Source organism: Providencia sp. TYF-12, assembly GCF_041344805.1.
Lineage (GTDB): Bacteria > Pseudomonadota > Gammaproteobacteria > Enterobacterales > Enterobacteriaceae > Providencia > Providencia huashanensis.
Window position 1 is genome coordinate 3,477,128 of record NZ_CP166833.1, and the last position, 13,540, is coordinate 3,490,667.

Annotated in this window: 13 protein-coding genes and 2 tRNA genes; 1 reads left to right on the top strand and 14 read right to left on the bottom strand. The window is 40.3% G+C overall.

Annotated elements, in window-relative coordinates; translation table 11 throughout:
* Window position 1: 1 nt before the first annotated feature.
* The 4 genes from aroG to ABE954_RS16080 all read right to left on the bottom strand — a co-directional run bounded on the left by aroG (window position 2) and on the right by ABE954_RS16080 (window position 4,787).
* Window positions 2-1,057, bottom strand: coding sequence for a 3-deoxy-7-phosphoheptulonate synthase AroG (gene aroG / locus ABE954_RS16065; protein WP_042846629.1), 1,056 nt, complete (start codon window positions 1,055-1,057; stop codon window positions 2-4).
* A gap of 366 nt (window positions 1,058-1,423) precedes the next feature.
* Entirely contained in the window at window positions 1,424-2,146 is a 723-nt protein-coding gene (gene pnuC / locus ABE954_RS16070; RefSeq protein ID WP_042846630.1) for a nicotinamide riboside transporter PnuC, read from the bottom strand.
* 85 nt (window positions 2,147-2,231) lie between these two features.
* Window positions 2,232-3,272 carry a quinolinate synthase NadA gene (nadA, locus tag ABE954_RS16075; protein WP_042846632.1) on the bottom strand — a complete coding sequence of 347 codons (1,041 nt, stop codon included), beginning with the start codon at window positions 3,270-3,272 and terminating at the stop codon, window positions 2,232-2,234.
* A 675-nt stretch (window positions 3,273-3,947) separates the two neighbouring features.
* Window positions 3,948-4,787 (bottom strand): hypothetical protein, encoded by an 840-nt coding sequence (locus tag ABE954_RS16080; protein WP_217008132.1) that lies wholly within the window; start codon window positions 4,785-4,787, stop codon window positions 3,948-3,950.
* 403 nt (window positions 4,788-5,190) lie between these two features.
* On the opposite strand from ABE954_RS16080, the gene ABE954_RS16085 reads away from it, so the two are divergent.
* Entirely contained in the window at window positions 5,191-6,060 is an 870-nt protein-coding gene (locus ABE954_RS16085) for an aminoglycoside 6-adenylyltransferase (protein WP_129466779.1), read from the top strand.
* A gap of 1,108 nt (window positions 6,061-7,168) precedes the next feature.
* Here the strand turns inward: ABE954_RS16085 and ABE954_RS16090 are convergent.
* The 10 genes from ABE954_RS16090 to ybgE form a co-directional block, all read right to left on the bottom strand.
* Window positions 7,169-7,244: transfer RNA gene (locus ABE954_RS16090), tRNA-Lys, on the bottom strand.
* A 34-nt stretch (window positions 7,245-7,278) separates the two neighbouring features.
* Window positions 7,279-7,354: transfer RNA gene (locus tag ABE954_RS16095), tRNA-Lys, on the bottom strand.
* Between the two features lie 287 nt (window positions 7,355-7,641).
* A complete protein-coding gene (gene cpoB, locus ABE954_RS16100; RefSeq protein ID WP_042848272.1) occupies window positions 7,642-8,424 on the bottom strand; it encodes a cell division protein CpoB in 783 nt (260 codons plus the stop codon).
* 22 nt (window positions 8,425-8,446) lie between these two features.
* A complete protein-coding gene (gene pal, locus ABE954_RS16105) occupies window positions 8,447-8,944 on the bottom strand; it encodes a peptidoglycan-associated lipoprotein Pal (protein ID WP_004909091.1) in 498 nt (165 codons plus the stop codon).
* A gap of 45 nt (window positions 8,945-8,989) precedes the next feature.
* Entirely contained in the window at window positions 8,990-10,282 is a 1,293-nt protein-coding gene (tolB, locus tag ABE954_RS16110) for a Tol-Pal system beta propeller repeat protein TolB (RefSeq protein WP_042848275.1), read from the bottom strand.
* A 145-nt stretch (window positions 10,283-10,427) separates the two neighbouring features.
* A complete protein-coding gene (tolA, locus tag ABE954_RS16115) occupies window positions 10,428-11,546 on the bottom strand; it encodes a cell envelope integrity protein TolA (RefSeq protein ID WP_042848278.1) in 1,119 nt (372 codons plus the stop codon).
* Between the two features lie 51 nt (window positions 11,547-11,597).
* Window positions 11,598-12,020: a colicin uptake protein TolR gene (gene tolR / locus ABE954_RS16120; RefSeq protein WP_004256786.1), complete on the bottom strand. Its 423-nt coding sequence runs from the start codon at window positions 12,018-12,020 to the stop codon at window positions 11,598-11,600.
* A gap of 17 nt (window positions 12,021-12,037) precedes the next feature.
* Window positions 12,038-12,721, bottom strand: a complete 684-nt coding sequence (gene tolQ, locus ABE954_RS16125; RefSeq protein ID WP_042848280.1) for a Tol-Pal system protein TolQ — start codon at window positions 12,719-12,721, stop codon at window positions 12,038-12,040.
* Window positions 12,718-13,113, bottom strand: a complete 396-nt coding sequence (gene ybgC, locus ABE954_RS16130; RefSeq protein WP_042848281.1) for a tol-pal system-associated acyl-CoA thioesterase — start codon at window positions 13,111-13,113, stop codon at window positions 12,718-12,720. Before ybgC ends, tolQ begins: the two co-directional genes overlap by 4 nt.
* Before the next feature lie 134 nt (window positions 13,114-13,247).
* The gene (gene ybgE, locus ABE954_RS16135; RefSeq protein ID WP_042848283.1) at window positions 13,248-13,535 is read right to left on the bottom strand and encodes a cyd operon protein YbgE; all 288 of its coding nucleotides are present in this window, start codon (window positions 13,533-13,535) and stop codon (window positions 13,248-13,250) included.
* Window positions 13,536-13,540 lie beyond the last annotated feature (5 nt).

Below are 13,540 nucleotides of genomic sequence, written 5' to 3' on the forward strand. Positions count from 1 at the left end.
ATTACTTGTTACGACGGGTAATCACTGCATCTGCTAATTGGCGTAATACTTTTTCTGTATCATCCCATCCAATACAAGCATCAGTGACACTTTTACCATAAATTAATGGCTCACCGGACTCTAAATTTTGATTACCCTCTACAAGGTTACTTTCAATCATAACACCTGTAATTGAGCGGTCACCATGACTAATTTGTTCACTTACATTGGTAGCCACTTCCATCTGTTTTTCAAATTGTTTACAGCTATTCGCATGGCTAAAATCGATCATAATACTGGGTGCTAAGCCGGCTTTTTCTAAACCTTCACAGACTTCTTTTACATGCTTAGCACTGTAGTTGGGTTCTTTCCCGCCACGCAAAATAATATGGCAATCAGGGTTACCACTCGTATTGACTATCGCAGAGTGCCCCCATTTGGTGACTGATAAGAAACAGTGGGCTGAACGGGCAGAGTTTATTGCATCAATCGCAATTTTAATCGTCCCATCTGTCCCGTTTTTGAAGCCAACAGGACAGGATAAACCTGATGCTAATTCACGGTGAATTTGTGATTCAGTGGTGCGAGCACCAATCGCTCCCCAACTCATTAAATCAGCAACGTACTGAGGGCTAATCACATCCAAAAATTCACCTGCGGTAGGTAAACCTTGGTTATTGATCGTTAATAATAATTCACGAGCTATACGTAAACCTTCGTTAATATCAAAGCTATGGTCCATTTTAGGGTCATTAATTAGCCCTTTCCAACCCACAGTTGTACGCGGCTTTTCAAAATACACTCGCATGACAATCTCAAGTGAATCTTTTAATTCTTCGCGTAGCTTACCTAAACGCTCTGCATACTCTAAAGCCGCTTTAGTATCATGAATAGAACAAGGGCCAATCACCACCACTAAACGATCATCTTTACCCGCTAAAATATTGTGGATTGCAAGTCGTGCTTCATGAACGGTAAACGCAGCTTTATCAGTTGCTGGAAATTTTTCAAGTAAAGCAATTGGTGGTAATAATTCTTTTATTTGTTTAATTCTGACGTCATCGTTCTGATAGTTCATACCCGTATATCCAATGTTTATTATTTTTTACTGTCGTTGATTTGCATGCCAAGTTTCTTCAAGTTACCCGCGCTAGAGCAAAGCATTAAGCAAGCAGATGAAAGCCTTCACTGCGCTTCAAAAGTTAACTGAAAATTGAAAAGATAATTAGCATCGAATTTTTAATCTAACTGTTCAACCGACGTCTGTAAACAGGCAAACGCACGATAAAACCATGGTTTTACCGTGGGCTGATTATAAAATGAGGTTTAATGTTGATATTTAGCACGATAAATAGGTTAAATACCGATTTTACAGAGCAAAAAATAACTAAAACGGCTAAACGACGATAATGTCACTTTAGCCGCTTTAAGCGATTTTTTCTGGTTAAGTTCGTGATATTGGTGAGGAGCCGTTCTCTTTGGCTGATTTTATCCAAAGCCTAGAGCCATTAACCGCGATACCTAATAAAATTAAGTATTCTAAAGACATTGCATAAACACCCTGAATAAAGAAAATCACGATACTAATCACGTTAATAATGACCCACAATAACCAGTTTTCAACATACTTACGCGTCATCAAGATCATTGCTACAACCGAAAGTACTGTCATTGCAGAATCCCAAAATGGAAATGCATCTGGTTCTATGGCTGGCATTGCTAAGTTTGCGCCAAATAAATTCAATAATTCAACGGCCCATATCGCTAACACACCAAATACAGCATCAATATTAAATGTTAAGTAAACGATAGCTAAAATAGAAACCACGAGTGTGACCATGGCTTTTGGGAAGCTCAACCAGCGAATTTTTAACTCCGCTTGTTGTGAGCTGGTCACTCGGGTCCATGCGTACCAACCATAAATATTCGCAACAAAGAAAAATATCTGTAAGAGCAGGTTTGCATATAATTGGATTTGAAAAAATATGACAGCAAACAATGAAACATTAATTAAACCAAATAGATAGTTAATCGTTTTTTCAAAACTAGCCAGTAAGATACAGAGCAGCCCTGCAACCGTCCCCACCGCTTCAATATAAGACAAATCATAAACAGAACCCCAAAGTGGGATTTGCACTAATGTATTGGCTGTACTAAAGAAATCCATCCCAAAACCCTTTATGATTGATAGTTAATGTTGTATTGCTCAGTACTGAATTAGAATATAGCTAACATATCACGCTAACTTATTTTTATTTTAGACTCTCGGCAAACTCTAGCATCTTATTCAAAGGCAGCAATGCTTTTTCGCGTAAACTTGCACTTACCTCAATTTGATGATTTTGAGTATGGCCTTCTAGAGCCTCTGCAATTGCCTGTAACCCGTTCATCGCCATCCATGGACAGTGTGCACAAGTACGACATGTTGCGCCCTCACCAGCAGTTGGAGCAATATATAGCGCTTTATCAGGGCATGCTTGCTGCATTTTATAAAAAATGCCTTTATCCGTCGCTACAATCATTGAAGGGTTAGGTAGTGCTTGTGCCGCTTTGATTAATTGACTTGTTGACCCGACGGCATCAGCAAGGTCAACAATAGCTTGTGGGGACTCAGGATGAACTAACACTGCTGCTTCTGGGTAAAGCGCTTTCATTTTTTCCAATGACTGTGTTTTAAATTCATCATGAACAATACACGCACCTTGCCAGCACAAAATATCAGCCCCTGTTTGTTGCTGTACATAGCGACCTAAATGACGATCTGGAGCCCAAATTATTTTTTCACCTAAGCTATCAAGATGCTCAATCAATTCTACCGCAATACTGGATGTAACCACCCAATCGGCACGCGCTTTGACCGCTGCTGAAGTATTTGCATAAACGACAACAGTTCTGTCCGGATGTGCATCACAAAAACGAATAAACTCTTCTTCTGGGCAGCCAATATCAAGAGAACATTGGGCATCTAGAGTTGGCATTAATACGTGTTTTTCAGGGCTGAGTATTTTAGCGGTTTCCCCCATAAACTTTACCCCAGCCACGACTAAAGTTGAAGCTGGGTGCTTAGCCCCAAAACGTGCCATTTCTAATGAATCAGCAACGCAGCCCCCCGTTTCTTCCGCTAACGCCTGGATTTCTGGGTCTGTATAGTAGTGCGCAACAATAACTGCATTTTTTTCAACCAAAAGAGATTTGATCCGTTGGCGATAAAATGCTTTTTCATCCGAGCTTAATAGTGCCGGTTTTGCTGGAAATGGATATACTGACTGATCAAAATCGATAAACACGCTCATTTCTTGCCTCTGTTTAGCATAAAGCGATTTTAATGCTTCAAATAAGTTAAGACCGCAAAATTAGCCGCTTTTTGTTTTATATACTAAACAAGATACCCCACTTTACGAAAGAAGTCTCCACCCTTTTTCAGTTATCAAGCATCATTTTCCCCTTACGGTTGCTTTTCTTTAAAAGATATAAAAGTGAAAATTATTCTTTAATTAGATAGAAGCCGATAACGCCCTACTTGATTGGTCATTACACTTGTACTTTTGGTAAGAATTGCAGTGAACTATAAAATTCGACTACAGTTTTAGCATATCGCAAAATAATCGTTCTGATTCATCAGTTTTAAACTGCCATTATATTGAAGTAACTAGAACTCATTGCTTCACTTGATGCTCTAATATGATGATACTGACGCATTTTTGGGATATCTAGAATGGTTCAGGGCTGCCATCCCCATTTATCTGTGATTGATTTACCAACGCTGATGTTATGAGCACAGGCAAATCAACCGCAGAAAGTTGTGGTAATGATTAGTTAGGCGGCTTTAAGTTTTAATTTACTTTGCCATAATATTACTTATAAACCCTTAGGTGTATAATACCTCCTCTATTCAGGTGGCTAAATTAGCTATGTGACTTCAATACCACGACAAGTAGAGTAAAAATTTATTTTCACCACCCGCCGAGTTACATTGTAGGTAGAAATGAAATTAGTACTTTAGCACCATTACTAATATTTATATTATCACTTATTTTATTTAACAATGCTTGTTCACTGCTATATAAACTAACAATATTTTCTATCAATTTAATTCCTTCATTATAAAAACCTAAATTCTCCATATCTTTATCTTTGATTGATTTGTCTTGTTTTAATGATTCTTTTTTTAAACTATCATTTGGCGTATCAGTATTACCCAAATTTTCAGTCATTATTTTAGGCTTATATTCAACAAACTCACCAACTTTCCCTCCTGTTTCTTCATAATCTTTTATTTCATTTATTTTTCTAGATATTAATGCTACTGGCTCTCTTATTTTGGCCAAAGAGGTATGGAAATCTAATGTATAATCTTTAGCTTGATTTGTTTTTTTTGGGGAGTTTTGTTTAAACTTAGATGGCAACCTATACAAAGAATAGTTAATAGTAGGATAATTACGAATACTTAATGCCACATTACTATAGATTCCTGTTATCTCTGATGGAATATTTTTTATTTTCACTGGTTCATCAAGATAAGGTTCCAACTTACCTTTTAGTTCCATATATGTGTCCAATCCCCCCTTAACTCTATCAATATATTCATTAACCCTATCAATATATTCATTAGCTACATCATGTTTATCGATTGTTTCTTTTAGATTTGATATTTCTTCAGTTAATGATTTTAGTTCTTTATAATAAGCTGGTATTTTTTCATAGATATATTCAAAATTCTCCTTCAATTCTAAATAACTTTTATTCCTTCCACGAATACCCTCTTTACGATCTTCCTGAGTATTGCTCCCCTGAAAAATAGCATTCATTTCAATTCCTTTTGAAAAAAAACATGATACTGATTAAATTATATTAACCTAAAATAAAATACAAATTTTATTTTATTATGTTAAATAAAGAAGAATAATTTTAAATTATATACATGACTTAAATTCAATTTAAGTCATGCATTATCCTAATGTAAATTTTTCTCGTAAAAATGCGAATAGTCGAGAAAAACCATATCACTTTTTCAACAAGTCCACATTAATACTTGAGATGACTATACTATAAGGTCTCCTCTACTTTGCTCTATAACCTTCGTTTTTCACTTACTAAGCATAGACTTTAATCATTTTCGTGCCTTTTCTACACTTTTTACGTTTGTCCTTTAGCTTTTCACTCATTTTATCGGTATCGTAGCCATTCTTATCAAATTTAATTAGGCCAGTTATGGAATTACCTGTATCTATTATAAATAAAATTATATCCATTTCATTACTCGACCCAAGAATCGAAGCTGTGGTACTCACAGGCTCACGAGGAAGAGAACAAGATGTTGATAATTACTCCGACATTGACATTGAGTTAATCGGTCACGGTGTGACAGAAATATTTAACCAAAAACATTGGGTTGACCATTTTGGCTCCTCTTTAGCAGTTCTACATTTACTCAATCAAGAAGAGGACGCACCAGATTGGCCGACATGTTTAGTTATATACGAGGAAGGTCGCAAAGTTGATTTCACATTTGCTGAGCCTGAACGCTTATATAAAATGAAACGTGAGGGGTTAGATGCGACATTCTCTCGCGGGTTTATTGTTTTGTTAGATAAAACTGGGATCACTGAAGGGCTACCAAAAGATGCCAATTTGCTATCTTTAGCACCAACACCGTTAACAGAGACTGAGTTTTCACAAACTGTCACAGACTTTTGGCACGAAGCCCATCAAGTCGCCATAGCACTAACCCGTGAAGAATTATGGGTGGCATGGTCAAGAAGTGCCGATATGAAGCACTATTTCTTAACGCTACTTGAGCACCTTGTAACCATACAAGGTAAGCATGTTTGGTATAATGGCCGTAAGTACCATGAATGGATGCCACAAAAGTACATACAGGCACTAGAAATCATTTTTAATTGCAGTACCTCAGAAAAAGCTGCCTTGTCATTGCAATGTTTAATGCGTTGTTTTGATGAGGTGAGTATCGACCTTGCCAAGTTACAGGGCTTTTCTCCTGCGCATAATTTAGCAAAAAAAATGCAAATGTTAGTCATTGGCTTTTTACAAGATAATGGCTTGCTACCTGAAGGATTATAATTAATTAGCGTAGAGTACAGCAAAAAAAGGCGATTTAATGGCTATCTTTACAAAACAATGAGTTCTTTTATTTTGACTTTCAAAAGATGACTCATTTAACGGTATAACTGTATACAAGAGTTACCCTCAGTTAAATAAACCATCCCTTTTGAGCCCCAACACCAGGGGCTATTTTTTTATCTTGTCACTTTTCAGTTTATCTCAGTCATATTTAAGTCACTAACTAATTCATGCACTTTTTAAAGGTATGCTTAGAACCATTGCGCGCTTGCCGAGGTATGGATTGGCGACTGAGTATTTACGGGGTAGTGAATTGGCTTGAACTGCTGTTGAGATGGTGGGTCGTGCAGGATTTAAATTCTACGAATTTAGCCTGCGGCCTGAACCTGCAACCAGCTTGCCGAGGTATGGATTGGCGACTGAGTATTTACGGGGTAGTGAATTGGCTTGAACTGCTGTTAAGATGGTGGGTCGTGCAGGATTTAAATTCTGCGAATTTAGCCTGCGGCCTGAACCTGCAACCAGCTTGCCGAGGTATGGATTGCCGACTGAGTATTTACGAAGTAGTGAATTGGCTTGAACTGCTGTTGAGATGGTGGGTCGTGCAGGATTTAAATTCTGCGAATTTAGCCTACGGCCTGAACCTGCAACCAGCTTGCCGAGGTATGGATTGCCGACTGAGTATTTACGGGGCGGTGAATTGGCTTGAACTGCTGTTAAGATGGTGGGTCGTGCAGGATTCGAACCTGCGAATTTAGCCTGCGGCCTGAACCTGCAACCAGCTTGCCGAGGTATGGATTGGCGACTGAGTATTTACGGGGTAGTGAATTGGCTTGAACTGCTGTTGAGATGGTGAGTCGTGCAGGATTTAAATTCTGCGAATTTAGCCTGCGGCCTGAACCTGCAACCAGCTTGCCGAGGTATGGATTGCCGACTGAGTATTTACGAAGTAGTGAATTGGCTTGAACTGCTGTTAAGATGGTGGGTCGTGCAGGATTTAAATTCTGCGAATTTAGCCTGCGGCCTGAACCTGCAACCAGCTTGCCGAGGTATGGATTGCCGACTGAGTATTTACGGGGCGGTGAATTGGCTTGAACTGCTGTTAAGATGGTGGGTCGTGCAGGATTCGAACCTGCGACCAATTGATTAAAAGTCAACTGCTCTACCGACTGAGCTAACGACCCATCTGAATTGCTTGAATTGTTTGTTTCTTTTAGATGGTGGGTCGTGCAGGATTCGAACCTGCGACCAATTGATTAAAAGTCAACTGCTCTACCGACTGAGCTAACGACCCATCTATATAACTTTTCTAACTAATCACAGCTTCTTACCCTTCGGGTTGAACCTGCAACCATCTTAATAAAACTCAATCATCTACCGACTGAGCTAACGACCCATCTAAAACTATATTTCTTTTTGGTATCTCGAGGTTTTCGGCTAACCGTATTCTCGTATCAACGGCGGCTTATATTACTGATTTCTGACGATGGTGCAATGTTTTTTTTACTAAAATAGATTGAATGCGCACTTATCATACTGATAACCCCGAAATATTCGGCAATATTGCTTCGGGGTTAGTAATTAAAGTGTACTCAACTTTTTTTCTGCTAATTTTGAGCCTGCACTGTTTGGATATTGCTTTAACACCTGTTGGTAAACAGCCTTTGCTTTATCCTTTTGCCCTTTGTCTTGCATGATCAGCCCAACTTTATATAAAGCTTCACTGCTTTTCTGAGATTTAGGATATTGCTTAACTACAGTTGCAAAGTAAAAAGCCGCGTCATCTTTGCTGCCTTTGTTGTAGTTTAACTGCCCCAACCAATAGTTGGCGTTAGATTGATACCCAGACTTAGGGTAGGTTTTGATAAACCCTTGAAGCGCATTAATAGCCCCATCAATTTGGGCTTTTGATTTGCTTTCCATTGCAAGCTTAACTGCCGCATTATAATCATCTTTCTCATTTCCACCTGTATTAGCTGATGCAGCAGGTGTAGTTGAAGAAGATGCATTTGATGCACTAGTGTCAGGTGTTTCACCTGTATTGGCAGAATTGCCGTCACCCGAGCCATTTAATTGCATATACAAATCTTTTTGACGCTCAATAACTTGATTCAATTTATATTCACTTTCTTGAATCTGACCACGTAACATATCTATGTCGCGTTGGTTATCGGCAAGCTGTTGCTGGATTTGATACATAATTTGGCCTTGAGAATTAACCGCAGTCTCAAGTTGGGTAAGACGGTCTGTTGTTGAACCAGATCCGACATTGTTGATTGGCGCTTGGGCAATAGCGGCCCAAGGGGCCGCTACGCCAACCAATAACGACAGACCTACAATTAGATGTCTGAAGTTACTGTTCATAATAGATAATTTCTCTTATCTATTAGTATGCAATGACTGCACGACGGTTTTTCGCGTAGTCTGCTTCAGTGTGACCTAACACAGCTGGTTTTTCTTTACCGTAAGAAACCAGTGAAACTTGGTCACCAGAAACACCTTTGCTTTGCAGATACATTTTAACTGCATTAGCACGACGCTCGCCCAGCGCGATATTATATTCTGGAGTACCGCGCTCATCCGCATGACCTTCAACAACAACACGTACAGATGGGTTGCTACGTAGGAATGCTGCATGCGCATCTAACATTTCCGCATACTCTGGAGATACGTTGTATTTATCGAAACCAAAGTAAACAGTGTTGTTTTGTTGCAGCTGTTCCATTTGCTGACGTGCCAGCTCTTCCGCAGACAGACCAGTGTTAGTTTGGTTAGTAGAAGTATCTACGCCATCTTGGTCATTGTTTTTGTTAGAGCTACAAGCTGCGACTGCCATGATTGGTAATGCGATCATCAGCCCTTTAAGCACTTTATTCAGTTGCATCGTTTTGATCCTTAATATTTTTTTGCCACACATTATTATTATGCATCACAGATACGGCGACCAGGCAGGGAATTTTACCTGTCCATCGGTAGCCGGAAGACGCGCTTTGAAACGCCCGTCGGTCGAAACTAGCTGCAATATAGTCCCCAAGCCTTGAGAGGAGCTATAAATTACCATAGTGCCGTTAGGTGCGATACTCGGCGTTTCATCTAGGAACGTTTTCGTTAAAAATTCAACGTTGTTCGTTGCCAGATCTTGTTTGGCGACATGTTGCTGACCGCCGCCGGAGCTGACCATCACTAAGAAAGTACCATCCGGACTAACATCAGCGTCCTGATTTTGTGTTCCTTCCCAAGAAACACGTTCAGGGCTGCCACCATTAATATTCATTTTATAAATCTGCGGACGTCCCGCCTGATCTGAAGTATAGACTAAAGTTTGGCTATCCGGCATCCAGCTTGGTTCAGTATTGTTGCTACGACCATCTGTTACTTGACGAATTTGCCCACTCGCTAAGTCCATAACATATAAATTCAAGCTGCCTGTTTTAGACAGTGCGAATGCCAGTTTTGTCCCATCAGGAGAGAATGCAGGTGCCCCATTGTGACGTGGGAATGATGCAACCTGACGGACTGCTCCTGTAGAAAGAGTTTGAATAACAAGCGCTGAACTACCGCTTTCAAAAGTGACATACGCGAGTTTTTCGCCATCTGGTGACCATGCTGGCGACATTAAAGGTTCTGGTGAACGATGAACTGTAAACTGGTTAAACCCATCGTAGTCAGAAACTCGTAATTCATATGGATACTGACCGCCTTTGTTAACCACAATATAAGCAATACGCGTGCGGAATGCACCACGAATACCGGTTAGTTTTTCAAAGACTTCGTCACTTGCAGTATGAGCTGCATAACGTAACCATTCTTTAGTGACTTTATATTGGTTCTGAGATAAAACAGCACCTGGGTTAGCTGCAACATCAACCAGTTGATAGCTGACAACAAAGCTACCATCTGCGGCTGGCTGCACTTGCCCTACAACCACTGCATTAATACCCAATGCAGTCCATGCTTCTGGAGTTACTTCAGAGGCTGTACCGGGTTGCTGAGGCATACGACTTGGTTCAATAGGGTTAAATTTCCCGCTATTACGTAAATCAGAACCTACGATTTGGCCTACTTCCTGTGGGGGTGCTCCAGCACCTGTCCATTTAAAGGGTACGACACCAATCGGTTGAGCTGAATTAACACCTTCAGTGATCTCAATACGTATTTCAGCCTGAGCCACTGTCGCCCATAGCATTAGGAACCCTAAAACTACTTTAAAAGCCTGCTTCATTCTTGTCTCCCTTACTACGGATTGTTTACCACCGCAATAATTCGCTGAATTTTAACAAAGGTATAATAACAAAACTAGATACCACACAAACTATTTATTCTAATGCGATAGATTTTTCAATACAGATAGCTCTGACTTACTTAAATCAAGGTTTAAAATCGACGACGATACCTTCCCTCTTAACCCTTTCAAAAATTTTATCTGAATCGGGTCTTGGCATCGAAGCTAACTTCGCAGCTCGAATTGCCGCATCACATAACGCAGCGTCGTTTGTCGGGTTATTTTTAGGTTTAATCCCCATCAAAGCGCCATCCCGTGCGAGCACCAATTGCAATTCGCAAGTCCGCCCACGATAAGTATCTGAATCATAGAACTTACTTTGGATTGCCGCTTTTACCTTACCTGCATAGTTATCAACATCTGCGTTTGAGGCCCCTGATTTTTTACCGCCACCAGTTCCAGCAGAAGCTTGGCCGCCCTGTTTACTTGGCCCAGAAGCAGTTAAATCGCCGAGTAAATCATCTACAGAAGCCGCATTTTTTGCCGCCTCTGCTTTCGCTTTCGCTGCTTTAGCTTTCGCTTCTTTATCTGCTTTCTCTTTCGCTTCTTTATCCGCTTTAGCCTTAGCTTCCTTGTCTGCTTTTATTTTAGCTTCTTTATCAGCCTTTTCTTTGGCTTCTTTTTCTGCTTTTTCTTGAGCTTCTTTCTCTGCTTTAGCTTTAGCCGCTTCGGCTTCTTTTTTAGCTTGAGCTTCAGCTTTCGCCTTTTCAGCTGCCTGCTCTTTAACTAATTTTTCCTTTTCAGCTTTCGCTTTCGCGGCAGCTTCTTCCGCTATTTTTTGCTCTTCCTTGGCTTTTTTAGCGGCTTCTAATGCTTTTTTCTGTTGCTCTTCAGCTTGTTTTTGTTGCTTAGCGGTATCTCGTTCAGTTTTGATACGCTCTTGTTCAAGCTGTTGCAGGCGTTTTTGTTCCTTTTCTTGCTGCTCTCTTAGCTCAGCCTCTTGTTTTTGTTCTTGCTCTTTACGCTCTTTAGCTGCTTGTCTGACCATGTTTTGTTGTTTTTGCATTTGTTCATATTGCTCAACAACCACGCCAGGGTCGACCATCACCGCATCGATGACAGTCCCTTCTTCCCCGCCACCACCAAGTTTGACGACGGAAACTAAAGAGCCTATAACAATCAAGCCAATCAATATGATGTGCAATACAACAGACATCACTAATGAACGGTTTAGGTTATCTTTTTTCTCTTTTGACTTTCCCACTCTGGTATCCAAAAAAAGAATTGTGACTTATTCAAACCACAACAACCCAGCCTAGATAGGCTGAGTCATCAAGCCGACAGATTTTATCCCTGCACTGTGCAAAATATTCAGAGCCTTAATAACTTCTTCATAAGGCACCTCTTTTGCACCACCAATTAAGAAAATCGCTTTTGGGTTTTTCTCTAATTGTGATTTCGCTTCAGCAGCAATCTGTTCTGGTGGAAGCAATTCTAATACCTCACCATCGAGCCGCATATTATACTGCCCAACACCCGACACCTCTAAAATTATAGGTGGGTTGTCACTTGATGATACGGTTTGTGTATCTGTTGCATCCGGTAATTCAACTTCCACACTCTGGGAAATAATGGGTGCCGTTGCCATAAATATCAGTAACAGCACCAACAAAACGTCCAGCAGTGGAACGATGTTGATTTCGGATTTCAGCTCACGTCTGCGACTAGTGCGCGCCATTCGCTTATCTCCTCAACTTATTTCTTATCAGCAGAGAATGCTTGACGATGCAAGATGGCTAAAAACTCTTCCATAAAGTTATCGTAAGTTTGCTCTAACTTATTGACTCGTAAGTTCAAGCGGTTGAAAGCCATAACCGCAGGAATCGCTGCAAACAAACCTATCGCGGTTGCGATAAGTGCTTCGGCGATCCCCGGAGCAACCATCTGTAATGTTGCTTGTTTTACCGCACCCAAAGCAATAAACGCATGCATAATTCCCCATACTGTCCCGAATAAACCAATGTATGGGCTAATCGAACCAACAGTACCTAAAAATGGGATATGTGCTTCTACTGACTCTAATTCACGATTCATTGATATACGCATCGCGCGTGATGCACCAGTAACCACCGCATCTGGTGCGTGAATATTTGCCTGATGTAAACGAACGAACTCTTTAAAACCGGAGTGGAAAATTTGTTCAGCTCCGCTCAATTCATCACGGCGAGCTTGGCTTTCTTTATATAAGCGCGATAGCTCAATACCTGACCAAAACTTATCCTCAAATGCCTCCGCCTCACGGGTTGCAGCATTTAAAATTTTCGTTCTTTGAATAATAATGGCCCATGATGCAATAGAAAAACCGATCAAAACGAACATAATGAGCTGAACCAAAAGGCTCGCTTTAAGGAATAAATCCAGGATATTCATGTCAGTCACTGTTTAAACTCCGCGACAATAGACTTAGGAAGCGCAATCGGCTTCATTTTTGATGTGTCCACACAAGCAATTAGGGCATTAGCCCCACAAAGCAGGTTACCTTGTGAATCAACTAACCTTTGATGAAAAGTTAATGAGGCACGTTTCATTTCAACAATTTGCGTCTCAACCTCCAACAGATCATCTAGCTTTGCCCCTTTTACAAAATCAATTGTCATGCTACGCACAACAAAACCAAGGTTATCAGCAAGCATACTTTGTTGGTTGATTCCTTTATTTCGCAACATTTCGGTTCTTGCTCGCTCAAAAAATGCTAAATAACGTGCATGATAAACTACACCGCCCGCGTCTGTATCTTCATAGTACACGCGAACTGGCCAGCGAAATAACATAACAACCACTCCGTCTTAGGTTAAATTAACTAACGGTGCCACTATACGCAAGACAGTGCCAGTTTGGAATCACTTTGAAAGTAAAGATATCAAAAATAATTATGGGTCCATTGACCCACAATTAGCAATTAGAATTATCTAAAGACTTGTAAAAGTCCCCAAATAAGAATGATGGCAGCAGGTAATGGATGGAAAATCGCACGCCAAATGACTTTTTGGGGTTTGAAACCAACACCAAAAATCATCGCACTGCAAGTTGCCCAAATTAATAACAGCCCTTGCCAAATTTGGAATGAACTGGTTTTTGCAGCAAATAGAGATGGGTCCCACATCACTGCACCAGCTGTAACTAAAGCTAAAATAAGGATAAGGGCCCTTAACGGCCCCTTATCCAATAGCTGATAGGTTTTATCCACCAGCATTTTAT